This is a genomic window from Pseudomonas sp. NBB (assembly GCF_032701105.1).
Taxonomy (GTDB): domain Bacteria; phylum Pseudomonadota; class Gammaproteobacteria; order Pseudomonadales; family Pseudomonadaceae; genus Aquipseudomonas; species Aquipseudomonas asiatica.
The window spans coordinates 3,934,388-3,949,776 of sequence record NZ_CP103994.1 but is presented as its reverse complement, the minus strand read 5'-3'; the positions used below and the strand labels follow the sequence as shown (position 1 = coordinate 3,949,776).

General features: G+C 62.9%; 15 protein-coding genes. 9 read left to right on the top strand and 6 right to left on the bottom strand.

Annotated elements, in window-relative coordinates; genetic code table 11:
* Positions 1 to 451: 451 nt before the first annotated feature.
* Entirely contained in the window at positions 452 to 1,186 is a 735-nt protein-coding gene (locus NY023_RS18455; protein WP_024087406.1) for a secretin N-terminal domain-containing protein, read from the bottom strand.
* 164 nt (positions 1,187 to 1,350) lie between these two features.
* Between NY023_RS18455 and NY023_RS18450 the strand changes: the two genes are divergently transcribed.
* The gene (locus NY023_RS18450; protein WP_023660663.1) at positions 1,351 to 2,793 is read left to right on the top strand and encodes a SulP family inorganic anion transporter; all 1,443 of its coding nucleotides are present in this window, start codon (positions 1,351 to 1,353) and stop codon (positions 2,791 to 2,793) included.
* A gap of 112 nt (positions 2,794 to 2,905) precedes the next feature.
* Here the strand turns inward: NY023_RS18450 and fusA are convergent, their stop codons facing one another.
* Both fusA and NY023_RS18440 read right to left on the bottom strand, forming a co-directional pair.
* Positions 2,906 to 5,017 carry an elongation factor G gene (fusA, locus tag NY023_RS18445; protein WP_013973378.1) on the bottom strand — a complete coding sequence of 704 codons (2,112 nt, stop codon included), beginning with the start codon at positions 5,015 to 5,017 and terminating at the stop codon, positions 2,906 to 2,908.
* Positions 5,018 to 5,090: 73 nt separating this feature from the next.
* Positions 5,091 to 5,516: a hypothetical protein gene (locus NY023_RS18440; RefSeq protein ID WP_013973377.1), complete on the bottom strand. Its 426-nt coding sequence runs from the start codon at positions 5,514 to 5,516 to the stop codon at positions 5,091 to 5,093.
* Positions 5,517 to 5,743: 227 nt separating this feature from the next.
* Here NY023_RS18440 and NY023_RS18435 point away from each other — a divergent pair, with 227 nt between their 5' ends.
* Positions 5,744 to 6,046, top strand: a complete 303-nt coding sequence (locus tag NY023_RS18435) for a hypothetical protein (protein WP_013973376.1) — start codon at positions 5,744 to 5,746, stop codon at positions 6,044 to 6,046.
* Between the two features lie 13 nt (positions 6,047 to 6,059).
* On the opposite strand, the gene NY023_RS18430 is transcribed toward NY023_RS18435, so the two are convergent.
* Both NY023_RS18430 and gcvA read right to left on the bottom strand, forming a co-directional pair.
* Positions 6,060 to 7,313 carry an aspartate aminotransferase family protein gene (locus tag NY023_RS18430; protein ID WP_013973375.1) on the bottom strand — a complete coding sequence of 418 codons (1,254 nt, stop codon included), beginning with the start codon at positions 7,311 to 7,313 and terminating at the stop codon, positions 6,060 to 6,062.
* 235 nt (positions 7,314 to 7,548) lie between these two features.
* Positions 7,549 to 8,445 (bottom strand): transcriptional regulator GcvA, encoded by an 897-nt coding sequence (gene gcvA / locus NY023_RS18425; RefSeq protein WP_013973374.1) that lies wholly within the window; start codon positions 8,443 to 8,445, stop codon positions 7,549 to 7,551.
* A 255-nt stretch (positions 8,446 to 8,700) separates the two neighbouring features.
* On the opposite strand from gcvA, the gene NY023_RS18420 reads away from it, so the two are divergent.
* The 3 genes from NY023_RS18420 to NY023_RS18410 all read left to right on the top strand — a co-directional run bounded on the left by NY023_RS18420 (position 8,701) and on the right by NY023_RS18410 (position 11,421).
* Positions 8,701 to 10,080 (top strand): amino acid permease, encoded by a 1,380-nt coding sequence (locus NY023_RS18420; RefSeq protein WP_013973373.1) that lies wholly within the window; start codon positions 8,701 to 8,703, stop codon positions 10,078 to 10,080.
* A 60-nt stretch (positions 10,081 to 10,140) separates the two neighbouring features.
* Complete coding sequence (locus tag NY023_RS18415; RefSeq protein ID WP_013973372.1) at positions 10,141 to 10,638, top strand: PaaI family thioesterase; 498 nt, start codon at positions 10,141 to 10,143, stop codon at positions 10,636 to 10,638.
* A gap of 87 nt (positions 10,639 to 10,725) precedes the next feature.
* A complete protein-coding gene (locus NY023_RS18410) occupies positions 10,726 to 11,421 on the top strand; it encodes a glutathione S-transferase N-terminal domain-containing protein (RefSeq protein WP_024087405.1) in 696 nt (231 codons plus the stop codon).
* A 132-nt stretch (positions 11,422 to 11,553) separates the two neighbouring features.
* On the opposite strand, the gene NY023_RS18405 is transcribed toward NY023_RS18410, so the two are convergent.
* On the bottom strand, positions 11,554 to 13,170 hold the full coding sequence (locus NY023_RS18405) for an inorganic phosphate transporter (RefSeq protein WP_013973370.1): 1,617 nt from the start codon (positions 13,168 to 13,170) through the stop codon (positions 11,554 to 11,556).
* 128 nt (positions 13,171 to 13,298) lie between these two features.
* Here NY023_RS18405 and NY023_RS18400 point away from each other — a divergent pair, with 128 nt between their 5' ends.
* The 4 genes from NY023_RS18400 (at position 13,299) to uvrY (ending at position 15,386) form a co-directional block, all read left to right on the top strand.
* Positions 13,299 to 13,685 carry a DUF488 domain-containing protein gene (locus NY023_RS18400; protein ID WP_013973369.1) on the top strand — a complete coding sequence of 129 codons (387 nt, stop codon included), beginning with the start codon at positions 13,299 to 13,301 and terminating at the stop codon, positions 13,683 to 13,685.
* A gap of 60 nt (positions 13,686 to 13,745) precedes the next feature.
* Positions 13,746 to 14,180, top strand: coding sequence for a GNAT family N-acetyltransferase (locus NY023_RS18395; RefSeq protein WP_024087404.1), 435 nt, complete (start codon positions 13,746 to 13,748; stop codon positions 14,178 to 14,180).
* A 114-nt stretch (positions 14,181 to 14,294) separates the two neighbouring features.
* Positions 14,295 to 14,684, top strand: a complete 390-nt coding sequence (locus NY023_RS18390) for a helix-turn-helix domain-containing protein (protein WP_023661749.1) — start codon at positions 14,295 to 14,297, stop codon at positions 14,682 to 14,684.
* Positions 14,685 to 14,747: 63 nt separating this feature from the next.
* Positions 14,748 to 15,386, top strand: a complete 639-nt coding sequence (gene uvrY, locus NY023_RS18385) for a UvrY/SirA/GacA family response regulator transcription factor (RefSeq protein ID WP_015271036.1) — start codon at positions 14,748 to 14,750, stop codon at positions 15,384 to 15,386.
* Positions 15,387 to 15,389: the final 3 nt, after the last annotated feature.

The following is a 15,389-nucleotide window of genomic DNA, read 5'->3' as shown; positions in this document are numbered from 1 at the left end:
GCTGATGCTCGGAGCAGATCAGGAGCTGGCGGCTGTCCTGTTCGCAGGAGTGCGGCGGCGAACGCGAAGGCTCGAAGGGGAAGGGTGTGCAGGCCAGGCGAAAGGGTGCTCCGGCAGGTCGGCTCGTGGTTGCCTTGCTGCGGTGCTACGCGATTGCCAGTACTGCGGTGATGCGCTTCCGTCCCTCGGGACAACTTCTTCGTTGCAGTCGCAATCCCGTCGAACCGCCTTGTGGGCCGTATAGACACGAGACGCCTCCAGGGGTGGGAGGAACGCGCCTCGAAGGCCCTTGCCAGGGCCCCTGATTAGCGGGAGCGAGGCCATCATGCCCTTGGGAAAAAGACCCTGTCAAATGTTTTGTAGTGGTTTTTTTCACTTACTACATCTTTGGTCTAATGCGACTTGGCAGTCAGTTTCAAGGCCTTTGGTCGAGGCCTTGAATTGCCTGGGATTAGTCGAGAAGGTCGACTTTGACGCGCAAAGTCATGTTTTCACCCCGTTGGGTGCTGTAACTGTGGCTTGAGGCGCTACGGTCGGCTTGGCTCTGCTGGTTGTAGCCGGCCAGGGTGATCCATTCTCCGAGCTTTCCGGTAATTGTCGTGTCGGTGCTTTGCACTTTCACTACATCAGCACGTTCCTGGCTGATACGGTCATTATTCGTGCTTATTTGCAGACGAACCGTATCGCCACTCAAGCTGGGGGTGACGTAGAAACCCTGGGTCACGTTGCGGTATTCGGTATTGCTCTGGATGCGCCCGTAGCCGTCGGTGCTGGTGCTGGTGATCGGGATGCTCTGGCCAATCTGGATCAGCGCCGGCTGGCCTTCGCTGGCCTGAATCTGCTGCATGCCGCCGTCACGGTTGCTGGTGCCATAGTGGATGACGCGCGCGTTGCCACGGTTGTCCTGGAAGTTGCTGTCGTTGTTGTCGACGCTGATCAGCAGGCGCTTGGGTGCGGTATCCAGTTGTTGCAGCAGGGTGCGCAGGTCGTCGATGCGTTCGGGGCTGGCGTTGACGATCAGCTTGTTCTCGAAGGCGCTGACCGTGCCGTCCTTGCCGATGAATGCCTGGGCGGCGGGCAGCAGTTCGGCGCTGCTGCGGTGTTGTAGCGGCAATACCTCGGTGGCGGCCTGGGCGGTGAGGCTGGCGGCCAGCAGCAAGGCGGCGAATAGGGGGCGTAGCGGCATGTCCATGATCTCCGCAGGGGGAATGTTCATGATGGCAAATTTGCCCAGCTTCTGCTGGTTTCACGTTACAGAACCCCTTGAGCGGTGGCCGCTGTCAGACAAATTCCGTAACATCGCGCCCCTTGTTTTTGTACCGTCCGCCCGGATTGCCTCACAGGATGCCCATGAAACCCGCCCGACTTCGCGCCGACGTGCTCGCCGGCCTGACCACCTCGTTCGCCTTGGTGCCCGAGTGCATCGCCTTTGCCCTGGTGGCTCACCTGAACCCGCTGATGGGCCTGTATGGCGCCTTCATCATCTGCACCCTGACGGCGCTTTTCGGTGGTCGACCGGGGATGATTTCCGGTGCCGCCGGCTCGATGGCGGTGGTGATCGTTGCGCTGGTGGTGCAGCACGGTGCGCAGTACCTGCTGGCCACGGTTTTGCTGGGCGGCGTAGTGATGATCCTGTTCGGCTTGCTGCGCCTGGGCAAGCTGGTGCGGTTGGTGCCTTACCCGGTGATGCTCGGCTTCGTCAACGGCCTGGCCATCGTTATCGCCTTGGCCCAACTGGAACACTTCAAGGAGGGCGGGCACTGGCTCAGCGGTACGCCGCTGTACCTGATGATTGGACTGGTGGCGCTGACCATGGCGGTGGTCTACGTGCTGCCGAAGTTGACCCGTACGGTGCCGCCAGCGCTGGTGGCGATCCTTGGCGTTGGTTTGCTGGTGTACCTGCTTGGCCTGCCCACACGCACCCTGGGCGATATGGCGCGCATCGCCGGTGGCCTGCCGCAGCTGGCCCTGCCGGACGTGCCGTGGAACCTCGAGACCCTCAAGATCATCGCCCCCTATGCGGTGCTGATGGCCATGGTCGGCCTGCTTGAGACCCTGCTTACGCTCAACCTGACCGATGAAATCACCGAGAGCCGTGGCTACCCGGACCGCGAGTGCGTGGCGCTGGGCGCGGCCAACATGGTTTCCGGCCTGTGCGGTGGCATGGGTGGTTGCGCGATGATCGGCCAGACCATGATCAACCTCAGCTCCAATGGCCGTGGTCGGCTATCGGGGGTGGTGGCCGGGGTTATGGTCTTGCTGTTCGTGTTGTTCCTGTCGCCGTTGATCGAGCGTATTCCGCTGGCGGCGCTGGTCGGGGTGATGTTCGTGGTGGCGCAGCAGACCTTTGCCTGGGCGTCTTTGCGGGTGCTGCACAAGGTGCCGCTGAGCGATGTGCTGGCGATCATCGCGGTGACCGTGGTCACCGTGTTCACCGATCTGGCCGTGGCGGTGCTGTTCGGCATCGTCATCGCGGCGGTGAACTTTGCCTGGCAGCATGCGCGGGAGCTGTATGCCGACAGCCATGAGGATGCAGAGGAGGGCAAGCATTACCAGGTGCATGGCACGCTGTTCTTTGCCTCGACTACGGTGTTCCTGAACCAGTTCGACCCGGCTAACGACCCGGACAAGGTGACCCTGGATTGCCAGCATTTGAGCTTTGTCGATTATTCGGCGATTGCGGCGTTGAAGACCTTGCGGGAGCGGTATGCGAGGGCGGGCAAGCAGTTGCGGGTGGTGCATTTGTCCGAGCGCTGCAAGAAGCTGCTGAAGCGGGCTGGGGAGCAGCACTGAGAAGGGTTGTTGCCTGTGCTGGCCTCTTCGCGGCTAAAGCCGCTCCCACAGGGAACGCATATCCCCTGTAGGAGCGGCTTTAGCCGCGAAGAGGCCAGCACAGGCGAACGAATCACTCCCCGCGGTTCTTCTTGACGATGGCATCGGCAATGCTCGCCGGTGCCTCGGCATAACGGGTGAACTCCATCGAGAAGCTGGCCCGGCCCTGGGTCATGGAGCGCATCGAGGTGGCGTAGCCGAACATCTCGCCCAGCGGCACCTCGGCACGGATCACCTTGCCGGCCGGCGTTTCGTCACCGTCCTGGATCATCCCGCGGCGCCGGCTCAGGTCGCCGAGGATGTCACCCTGGTACTCCTCCGGGGTCACCACTTCCACCTTCATCACCGGCTCCAGCAACACCGCCCCACCTTTCTGCGACAGCTGCTTGGTGGCCATCGAGGCGGCGATCTTGTAGGCCATTTCGTTCGAGTCGACATCGTGGTACGAGCCGTCGAACACCGCCGCCTTCAGGTTGATCAGCGGGTAGCCGGCCAGCACGCCGTTCTTCATCTGCTCCTCGATGCCTTTCTGGATAGCCGGGATGTATTCGCGTGGGACCACGCCGCCAACGATCTCGTTGATGAACTCCAGGCCTTCCTTGCCCTCGTCGCCGGGGGCGAAGCGGATCCAGCAGTGGCCGTACTGGCCCCGGCCGCCGGACTGGCGGACGAAGCGGCCCTCGATCTCGCAGGTGTTGCGGATTTTCTCTCGGTAGGCCACCTGTGGCTTGCCAATGTTGGCCTCGACGTTGAACTCGCGGCGCATGCGGTCGACGATGATGTCCAGGTGCAACTCGCCCATGCCCGAGATAATGGTCTGGCCGGTCTCCTCGTCGGTGCGCACGCGGAATGACGGGTCTTCCTGGGCCAGCTTGCCCAGGGCGATGCCCATTTTTTCCTGGTCGGCCTTGGTCTTCGGCTCCACCGCCACGGAAATTACCGGGTCGGGGAAGTCCATGCGTTCGAGGATGATCGGCTTGTCCATGTCGCACAGGGTGTCGCCGGTGGTCACGTCCTTCATGCCGATCAGCGCGGCGATGTCGCCGGCGCACACATCCTTGATTTCGGCGCGCTGGTTGGCATGCATCTGCACCATGCGGCCGATGCGTTCCTTCTTGCCCTTTACCGAGTTGAGCACCGCGTTGCCGGAGCTGAGCACGCCGGAGTACACCCGGGCGAAGGTCAGGGTGCCGACGAACGGGTCGGTGGCGATCTTGAATGCCAGGGCCGAGAACGGCTCGCTGTCGTCGGCGTGTCGCTCCAGGTGCTTTTCTTCGTCATCCGGGTCGGTGCCCTTGATGGCCGGAATCTCCGACGGGGCGGGCAGGTAGTCGATGACCGCATCGAGCATCAGTGGCACGCCCTTGTTCTTGAACGACGAGCCGAGGATGGTCGGCACGATTTCGTTGGCGATGGTGCGTTGGCGCAGTGCGGCCTTGATTTCGTCGACGCTCAGTTCCTGACCTTCGAGAAACTTCATGGTGAGCTCGTCATTGGCCTCGGCCGCTGCCTCGACCATGTGCGCGCGCCACTCGTCGGCCAGTGCCTGCAGCTCGGCAGGGATGTCTTCTTCGCGGTAGCTGGTGCCCTGGTCGGCATCGTTCCAGTAGATGGCCTTCATCTTCACCAGGTCGATCTGGCCGATGAAGTTCTCTTCACTGCCGATGGCCAGCTGGATCGGCACCGGGTGGTGGCCCAGGCGCTGGTCGATCTGCTTGACCACGCGCAGGAAGTCGGCGCCCTGGCGGTCCATCTTGTTGATGTAGGCCAGGCGGGGCACGTGGTACTTGTTGGCCTGGCGCCATACGGTCTCGGACTGCGGTTCGACCCCGTCCGCGCCGCTGAACACCACTACCGCGCCATCGAGCACGCGCAGCGAGCGCTCCACCTCGATGGTGAAGTCGACGTGGCCCGGGGTGTCAATGATGTTGAAGCGATACTTGTGGGCGAACTGCTTGGTCGAGCCCTGCCAGAAGGCAGTGGTCGCCGCCGAGGTGATGGTGATGCCGCGCTCCTGCTCCTGGGCCATCCAGTCCATGGTCGCGGCACCATCGTGCACTTCGCCCATCTTGTGGTTGACCCCGGTGTAGAACAGGATCCGCTCGGTGGTCGTGGTCTTGCCGGCGTCCACGTGGGCGACGATACCGATATTGCGATACAGCTCGATGGGCGTTGTACGGGCCATGGCGGACTACCTGCGGATGAGCGGATTCTCCCACGGTAGCAGAACGGGAGAATCCTGCTTTACCGCCGGGCCGTCAGTCGGCCAGGGCTTGCAGCAGCCACTGGCCATCCACTTCGCGGGCCAGGCCGCTGGCAGGCAGCAGGGCCAGCAGGCGCGTGTGCAGGGCCGCTTCGGTGAAGGTCTTGAGGGTGGCCAGGTCCAGTGCGCCGACCAGGTTGAGATCGGCCTTGGTGTACGACAGCCAGGCCTTTTTCAGGGCTTGGGCGACGTCGCTGCCGGAGGTGCTGGCAAAGCGGCGGTGCCATTGGCGGCCGTCGAAGGTGAAGGTGTGGGCGTGGCTGTAGGTGCCTTGGTCGCCCCCTTCGGTGCAGCGATGGCAACGGCACGGGCCTTCGCCGAAGGCGTTGCGCAGGTAGCTGTTGAAGTCCATCACGGGCTTGAGGGACAGGCGTTTGTCGACTTCGAACAGGTCGGCGATCAGGGGTTCTTCGGCGCTCACTCGGGATCCTCGTGTGGTGTGGCGTGCATCGGCGGGCACCCTAACAGATCGGGCCTCTCAGATCACCTTTCGCAGGCCCGGCCTCTTCGCGGATACTGCGCAGGCCTTGGGCAATGTGCGGTCACTGTAGGAGCGGGTTTACCCGCGAAGAGGCCAGTAGAGACAATAGAGATCACCTGCCGTACTCTACGCGCCCATACGCCTATACACCCACAGAGGTAACCCGCTTGAGCACCAAGTACCCGTACATCGCCACCATCACCGTCAGCGCCGAAGACCGTGGCGGCGACGCCGAGGCCTCGGAAAACCCCAATATGCGCGTTGGTCTGGAAGCGGTGACCGAAACGCTGAAGAAGGTGCATTTCGTCGGTACGCTCGCAGCCCCCGAAAAGAACGCCACGCACATCTGCGTGACCCTGGAGAACGGCCTGACCTACTACGGCCCGATCGTCAACGGGCACGCCGAACTCGAAGGCGGCTGGATTGCCTTCGAGTCCGACATGCTCACCCCGCAGGAACTGGGTCTTTAAGCCCCCGTTCCTCTCAGGAGCCCAGCTCCGCCAGGCACTGCTCGAGGATATCCAGGCCCTCCTCGAGCACTTCGGCCTCGATGGTCAGCGGTGCCAGCAGGCGGATGATCTGCCGCGCCTTGCCGCTGGGCATCAGCAACAGGCCCTTGGCCCGCGCCGCTTCCATCACCTTGGCCAGTTGCGCCGGTGCCGGGCTGCCGTCGGCATTGACGAACTCGATCCCGCGCATCGCGCCGACGCCGGTGAGGCGGCCGATGAACGGGCTCAGTCCCGAGGCCTTCCAACGCTCGAAGCGGCGCACGATTGCCTGCTCCTGGCGCTCACCCCAGGTAGCGACGTTCTCGTCGGTCATCTGCGCCAGACTGGCCAGGGCCGCTGCGCAGGCGATCGGGTTGCCTGAGTAGGTGCCACCCAGGCCGCCCTTGGGCAGCGCTGCCATCAACTCCTTGCGCCCGACCACCGCACCCAGCGGCATGCCGCCGGCAATGCTCTTGGCCAACAGCAGCAGGTCGGGCTCGATGCCCAGACGCGGGAAGGCGAAGCGCTGGCCGGTGCGGCCGAAGCCCGACTGGATCTCGTCGATGATGATCAGGATGCCGTGCTCGTCGCAGAAGCGGCGCAGGGCCTGGGCGAAGGCTGGGTCAAGGGCGAGGAAGCCGCCTTCGCCCTGCACCGGCTCGAAGATGAACGCCGCCACGTCCTCCACTGCCAGCTCGACGCTGAACAGGCGGTCCATGGCCTTGAGGGCCTGTTCGCAGGTAACCCCGGTGTCGGCGCTGGGGTAGGGCAGGTGGTACACCGGCCCCGGCAGTTCACCGACCCGCTGCTTGTATGGGGCGACCTTGCCGTTGAGGTTCAGGGTGGCCAGGGTGCGACCGTGGAAGCCGCCGTCGAAGGCGATGATGGCGCGTTTGCCGGTGGCACCACGGGCCACTTTCAGGGCGTTTTCCGCAGCTTCCGCGCCGCTGTTGGTGAGCATGCCGGCCAATGGGTAGCTGACCGGTACGAATTGGCTCAGTTGTTCCATCAGCGCCAGGTATGGGCCGTGGGGGGCTGCGTTGAAGGCGTAGTGGGTCAGGCGAGCGGCCTGGGCCTGGATCGCTTCGACCACGGCCGGGTTGCAGTGGCCCAGGTTGAGTACACCGATACCGCCGACGAAGTCGATGTAGCGTTTGCCGTCGGTGTCCCAGACTTCGGCATTACGGCCATGGGAAAGTGTGATCGGGTGAACGATGGCAATGGATTGGCTGATACTTTCCTGGTTCATGGGCACGCGGACCTTTGTTCGAATTTCTTATTATCCAAGCGTGTTGGCAGGTTATTCCGCAAACGAATTATTCGATTGCGGTCATTCCCTGGATTCTTGATCTTGGCTGATTTTGTATTACTAGCACTGGCCTCTTCGCGGGTAAACCCGCTCCCACAGGTACGGCGCCACGCTTGAAATGTGTGCGATCCCTGTGGGAGCGGGTTTACCCGCGAAGAGGCCCGCCCATGTGATATCAGTCCCCCTCGGCCACCCGCTCCCGAATCCACTGCACGAAGGCCCTGACCTTGGGCACTTCGGCCGCATGCTCGGCATGGGCGATGAAGTGCCGGCCATTGCTCGCCACCGGGTGGTCCCAGGCCACCACCAGCTTGCCCTCGCTCAACTCTTCGGCCACCAGGTAGCGCGGAATCAGGGCGATGCCGCAGCCGGCAATGGCCGCGCGGATGCACAGGTAGAACGTGTCGAAGCGGGGCCCGTGGTAGCTGTTCTGGCTATGCAGCCCCAGCCCCAGGAACCATTCGTGCCAGGCCTCCGGGCGCGACACGCACTGCAACAGGCGGTGTTCGGTCAGCGCCTGGGCGCTGTTGAACCGGTGGTTGGCCAGCAGCTGCGGGCTGCACACCGGCACCACTTCCTCGCTGAACAGCTCGATGCAGGTTGCCCCGGGCCAGGTGCCCTGGCCGAAGAAAAACGCAATGTCGGCCTTGGCCTGGACCAGGTCGAACGGCTCCAGCTCATTGCGGATATCCAGGTGAATGCGCGGGTAGCGGTCGCCAAAACCCTTCAGCCGAGGTACCAGCCAGCGCGCGCCGAAGGTGGGCTGGGTGGCGATGCGCAGCACTTCGGTCTCGTCGCCGTAGCTGAGGATGTAGCGGCTGGAAATGTCGATCTGGGTGAGGATCTTGTTCACTTCGGTGAGGTACAGCGCGCCAGCCGGGGTCAGGTGCAGGCGCCGGCGAATGCGCTGGAACAGCGAGTGCGACAGCATGTCCTCGAGCTGCGCCACCTGCTTGCTGACGGCGCTCTGGGTGAGGTGCAGTTCCTGGGCCGCGCGGGTGAAGCTGAGGTGGCGGGCGGCCGCTTCGAAGCACTGAAGGGCGGTGGTCGAAGGCATCAGGCGTTTGGACATGACGGGCAAATACCGAGCAAAAAAGGAAGGAGTTCATTCCATAACGGAATCATGTGTTTCGAAAAGGTCGTTTGTTGACCTCGGCCTATAGATTAATACTGACCTGGATCAACGATTACAACCGGTCGTGCGAAGAGGAGGTCAGTACCCGCTTCCGGCATCTGCAAAACAACAAAAACGAACATCAGAAATTTATAAGAATTCTGCTCCAGTCTTCAGCCGCCCCGCTGCGGCCGACCCATTCGAGGGTTCTTCATGGCTTCGCCAAACAACAAACAGCGCTCCCTGCAGCACGGCCTGACGTCCCGTCAGGTATCCATGATCTCCATCGCCGGCATCATCGGCGCCGGCCTGTTCATCGGTTCTTCCAACGCCATCGCCACCGCCGGCCCGGCCATCCTCATCTCCTACGCCATGACTGGCCTGCTGGTCTTGCTGGTGATGCGCATGCTGGGTGAAATGGCCATCGCCAACCCCAACAGCGGCTCGTTTTCCACCTATGCCTCCGAGGCCATCGGCCCTTGGGCGGGCTTTACCATCGGCTGGCTGTACTGGTGGTTCTGGGTACTGATCATTCCGGTCGAGGCCATTGCCGGCGCCGACATCCTGCATGCCTACTTCCCTGGCGTGCCGTCGTGGCTGTTCGCCTTCCTGATCATGCTGGTGCTGTCGGGTACCAACCTGATCAGCGTGAAGAACTTCGGTGCCTTCGAGTACTGGTTCGCGCTGGTCAAGGTGGTGGCGATCATCGCCTTCATCGTGGTCAGCAGCCTGGCGGTGTTCGGCGTCTGGCCGCTGGCCGAGGTGTCCGGGGTCAGCCGGTTGTGGGACAACGGCGGCTTCATGCCCAACGGTTTCGGCACCGTGCTCGGCGGCGTACTGATCACCATCTTCTCGTTCTTCGGCGCCGAAATCGTCACCATCGCCGCTGACGAAACCGCCAACCCGAAAGACAAGATCCGCCGCGCTACCAACCTTGTTGTGTACCGCATCGCCATCTTCTACCTGGCGTCGATCTTCCTTGTGGTGTCGCTTGTGGCGTGGAACGACCCGGGTCTCAAAGCGGTAGGTTCGTTCCAGCGCGTGCTGGAAGTGCTGAACGTGCCGGGCGCCAAGCTGCTGGTGGATATCGTGGTGCTGGTTGCCGTGACCAGTTGCATGAACTCGGGCCTGTACACTGCGTCGCGCATGCTCTATTCGCTGGGCGCCCGTGGCCAGGCGCTGAGCGTTACCAAGCGTATCTCCGGCTCGGGCGTACCGACCGTGGCGGTCATCTTCTCAACCCTGGCCGGCTTTGCCGGGTGCTTCGTCAACTATGTGTTCCCGGGCAAGGTATTCGGATTCCTGCTGTCCACCACCGGCGCCATCGCCTTGCTGGTGTACCTGGTGATTGCCGTTTCGCAGCTGCGCATGCGGGCCCGTGCCGAGCGCGAAGGGCGGCCGCTGGAGCTGAAGATGTGGCTGTTCCCATGGCTGACCTGGCTGGTGATCGGCACCATCGTCATGGTGCTGGGCTACATGCTGTTCAGCGATGCCTACCGCTACGAGACGCTGATGACCGCCGGGGTGACCGCGTTCATCCTGCTGGTTTCGCTGACCCAGCGGCGCGCCAGGGTGGTTGCCCAGACGGCCTGATGTTTCTGCTTTAATGTGGGGGCGTTGCGCGCCCCCCATATCAATAAGCACAGGAAGCGTATGAACGACCACCCCCTTTCCCTCCAGGCCCTCGCCGCACCCGACGGCACTTGCTACGGCTGCGGTTGCTCCCACCCCAGCGGCCTGCACCTGCAAAGCCGCTGGGACGACGACGGCATCCACCTCGTGTGCCGGCACGCGCCCGACAGCACCTTCATCGGCTGGCCCGGCCTGGTCTACGGCGGGCTGCTGGCGATGCTGGTCGACTGCCACTCCAACTGGACGGCAATGGCTTACCACTACCGCAACGAAGGTCGCGAAGCGGGCAGCTTGCCGCGCATCGACTGTGTCACTGGCAGCCTTGGCCTGAACTACCTCAAGCCCACACCCATGGGCGTCGAATTGTTGCTCAAGGCGCGTGTGGAAGGTGAGGTGGGGCGCAAGACCCGGGTGCTCTGCGAAGTCTGGGCCGACGATGTGCTGACAGTGACTGCCGACTCGGTGTTCGTTCGCGTCGATACCGAAAAGCTCAAGCTCAAGGCCCACGGCCAGGCCTGAGCCGCCGGTGCTGATGAGTGGTCGGTGATGGTCAGCGGCCGGGGATGTCTCTAGAGTGAGAGGTTCATTCCCCAGGCCAGGTTGATCATGACCGATCTCAGTGCTTTCCCCATTACCCGCAAGTGGCCCGCCAGACACCCCGAGCGCCTGCAGCTGTATTCGCTGCCGACGCCCAACGGCGTCAAGGTGTCGATCATGCTCGAAGAGATCGGCCTGGCCTATGAGCCGCACAAGGTCAGCTTCGACAACGATGACCAGCTGAGCCCCGAGTTCATCTCGCTCAGCGCCAACAACAAGATCCCCGCCATCCTCGACCCCAATGGCCCGGGCGGCCAGCCGCTGCCGCTGTTCGAGTCGGGGGCGATCCTGCAGTACCTGGCAGAGAAGAGCGGCCAGTTGCTCAGCCAGGACCCGGCCCAGCGTTACCAGACCTTGCAGTGGCTGATGTTCCAGATGGGTGGCATCGGGCCGATGTTCGGCCAGGTCGGATTCTTCCATTTCTTTGCTGGCAAGGAATACGAGGACAAGCGCCCGCGGGACCGTTATGTCAATGAGTCCAAGCGCCTGCTTGGTGTTCTGGAGCGGCATCTGAAGGGCCGGGAATGGATGGTCGACGAGTACAGCATTGCCGATATCGCGATCTTCCCGTGGGTGCGTAACCTGGTTGAGCGTTACAACGCCCGAGACCTGGTTGGCTTCGATCAGTTCAAGGAAGTGCAGCGAGTGCTGGCGGCGTTCCTCGAGCGGCCGGCCGTGCAACGCGGGCTGAAAATTCCAGGGTGAGGTTGGCTGTAAGGGCCCTATCGCCGGCAAGCCGGCTCCTACAGATAATGCACAGGGCTTGAGCTCTGTGGTGTTCCTTTGGGAGCTGGCTTGCCGGCGATAGGGCCAGTGAAGGCGAAACTGTTTCCAGCCTCAGAAGATGTGGTGCAGAAGCCAGTACAGGCTGCCGGCCAACAGCATCGCTGCCGGCAAGGTCAGCACCCAGGCCATCAGCAGGTTGACCAGCGTGCGCTTCTGAATCCCCGACCCGTTGGCCACCATGGTCCCGGCCACCCCGGAACTCAGCACATGGGTAGTCGACACCGGCAACCCGAACATGTCCGCCGCACCAATGGTGCACATTGCCACCACTTCGGCCGAAGCCCCCTGGGCATAGCTGAGGTGGGTCTTGCCGATCTTCTCGCCTACCGTCACCACGATGCGCCGCCAGCCGACCATGGTGCCCAGCCCCAGTGCGATGGCCACGGCCACTTTCACCCACAGCGGGATGTAGCGGGTGGCATCATCCAGCTGGGTCTTGAACAGCAGCACCTGGCTGCGTGTACCTGCATCGAATACCACCAGCTGGTTCTTCTCGATCAGGCGGATGGCTTCGCTGGTCAGGTACATGTCGTTGCGTACGTTGGCCATGGCTTCGGCCGGTACCCGCTTGAGCGAGCCATAACCTTTGACCTCTTCGCCGATCATGCCGGTCAGTGCCGCCAGCGCCGGTATCAGTTGCGGGTTGGCCCTGGGCTCGGCAATGAACGTGGTCAGCACCTGGCGTGGGTCGGCCGGTGCTGCTTGCGGGGCGCCGCGCACCAGTGCCTGGCGGGTAACCTCGGCGACCGCGGAAAATTGCAGGGCCTGTTCATTGGGCATGGTCTTGTTCAATGCGTAAGCCATCGGCAGGGTGCCAACCAGAATCAGCATGATCAGGCCCATGCCTTTCTGGCCGTCGTTAGAGCCGTGGGCAAAGGACACCCCGGTGCAGGTCAGGATCAGTACACCGCGAATCCACAACGGTGGTGGTGTCTGGCCTTCCGGCGCCTGGTACAGCGCCTTGCGCTTGACCAGCGCGCGCAGGGCCAGCAGCAACAGGGCGGCACAGGCAAAGCCGATCAGTGGCGAGAACAGCAGGGCATAACCGACCTTGCTGGCCTGGGCCCAGTCCACGCCACTGGTGCCGTCGCGCCCGTGCATCAGGGCATTGGCCACGCCCACGCCGATGATCGAACCGATCAGGGTGTGCGAGGATGAGGCCGGCAGGCCCAGCCACCAGGTGCCGAGGTTCCAGATGATCGCTGCCAGCAGCAGGGCGAAGACCATGGCGAAACCGGCCGAGGAGCCGACCTGCAGAATCAGCTCCACCGGCAGCAGGGCGATGATGCCGAACGCCACCGCGCCACTGGAAAGCAGCACGCCGAGGAAGTTGCACAGCCCGGACCAGACCACGGCGACGGGGGCAGGCAACGAGTGGGTGTAGATGACGGTGGCCACTGCGTTGGCGGTGTCATGGAAGCCATTGACGAACTCGAAGCCCAGTGCAATCAGCAATGCCAGGCCCAGCAGCAGGAATGGCGTGACCGTGGTGATTACCGTGCCGCTGGCCGTCACATCCTGCTTCAGGCTCCAGGCGGTGTAGGCGATACCGGCCAGCAGCAGGCCGAAGAACAACACCAGGGTGGCTCGCCCGGGCTTGTGGGCAAGTTGCGGGCGGGCATCGCGTTGGGCCAGTTGCGGCAGGCTGGCCAGTGAAGGGGTTGCCATGGTGGCTCCGGTCGGGGTGGGGCAAGGGTGCCGAAGGCCTTGAGCATAGAAACAATTCGTAACCCGGCCGTGACCTCGATCAATGATTTATCTAGGCTCAAGACGGACGGTAGTGGCAGGAGAAACCCATGATTCGCTGCAAGCGTGTCTACGATGCGGTTGAGCAAGACGACGGTCAGCGCGTGCTGGTCGATCGCCTTTGGCCGCGCAACAAGCGCAAGGAAGACCTGCACGGGCAGTGGTTGCGCGAAGTTGCACCCTCGGATGAGTTGCGCAAGGCGTTTCACCAGGGTGAAGTGGATTTCGCCGGCTTCATCCAGCGTTACCAGCAAGAGCTGGCGGCCCACCCCGAGCACTGGTACCCGCTGCTGGATCTGGCCGGAAAGGGCACGCTGACATTGCTTTATGCGGGCAAGGATACCGAGCACAACAATGCCCGGGTGCTGGCTGAATGGCTGGAGGACGAACTGGACCGGCGTGGGCCCGGCAGTTCGCCCGTGTGCTACGCCCCATGATTGATATTCGTTGTGCTGGCGATAGGGCCGGACCTGGCAAACCGAAGAGTATGAAATGTGATGTCCCTGAAACTGACCCCCGCCAACGACACCCACCGCACCTTCGCCCGAGACCTCACGCGCCGCGCGATGCTGCCGTACTACCGCGAATACGACCTGCTGTGGCTAGAGGAAGCCTTCGACGAAGCCTGGGACTGGCGCGAGCAGTGGCTGGTGACCGATGGCGACGCGGTACTCGGCTTCTGCAGCCTCAGCCAGGACCGCCAGGCGCTGTTCATTCGCGAGTTGCACCTGCTACCCGAACACCGTGGGTGCGGGGTCGGCAGCTGGGTGCTGGAGCAGTTGGCACTGTGGGCCCGCCAGCGGCACCTGCCGCTGCTGCGGCTGATGGTGTTTCGCAGCAACCCGGCGCGCGTGCTCTACCAGCGCCACGGCTTCGTTGAAATGGGTGAGGACGAATGCTTCGTGCGCATGCAACGCACGATCGACCAATAGCTCAATGATGGCTTGTCGCCACTGGAGAGCATCGGCATAGTGAACCCAAGCGTTCACGGCTACCTGCAGCGGGTAGGCCGTACATGAGTATGATCAGGGATAAGGAGAACCCCCATGAATGGAATCGGTCCGCGGCTGCGGGAAGAGCGTGAGCGTCTGGGGATGACCCAGCGCGTGTTTGGCGATATCGGCGGCGTCGAACCCAATGCCCAGGGCAAATACGAGAGTGGTGAACGCTCGCCGCGGCTCGATTACCTGGCGGCATTGGCAACCCGAGGCGTGGATGCACTATATGTGCTCAGCGGTATCCGCACCCCGGCACCGCTCGAGGGGCTGAGCGCCGATGAGTCCGGTTTGCTGGGGGCTTTCCGGCAGTTGTCGTGCGACGATCAGGCCGCACTCTGGCACTTGTTGCGGCGTTTGACCAACAACGACAAATCCCGGCAGACAGTGAGGCCGCTCACGGTTGAACGTCAGGCGTTTCTTACGGAAGGAATGCGTTAGGTCCGCCGTGAAAAATTTTGTTAAGGTGGCGGGATCCAATCGCCCTGCTGACGAGGTGTGTGCTTGATTAGGGTCTTAGTGGTCGACGATCACGATCTGGTACGAACCGGTATTACACGCATGCTGGCCGACATCGATGGCCTGCAGGTGGTGGGTGAGGGCGATTCGGGCGAGTCGGCGCTCAGGCTGGCCCGTGAACTGAAGCCGGATGTGGTGCTGATGGACGTGAAAATGCCCGGCATCGGCGGCCTTGAGGCCACCCGCAAGCTGCTGCGCAGCCACCCGGACATCAAGGTGGTTGCCGTGACCGTGTGCGAGGAAGACCCGTTCCCCACGCGCCTGCTGCAGGCCGGCGCTGCTGGCTACCTGACCAAGGGCGCCGGCCTCGACGAAATGGTCCAGGCCATCCGCCTGGCCTTCGCCGGCCAGCGCTACATCAGCCCCCAGATTGCCCAGCAGATGGCGCTGAAGCCATTCCAGCCACAGGGCTCACCGTTCGATGCCTTGTCGGAACGGGAAATCCAGATTGCCCTGATGATCGTCGGCTGCCAGAAAGTGCAGATCATCTCCGACAAGTTGTGCCTCTCGCCCAAGACCGTCAATACTTACCGTTATCGGATCTTTGAAAAACTCTCGGTCACCAGCGACGTCGAACTGACCTTGCTGGCCGTTCGCCACGGCATGGTCGACGCAAGCCTGTAAAAC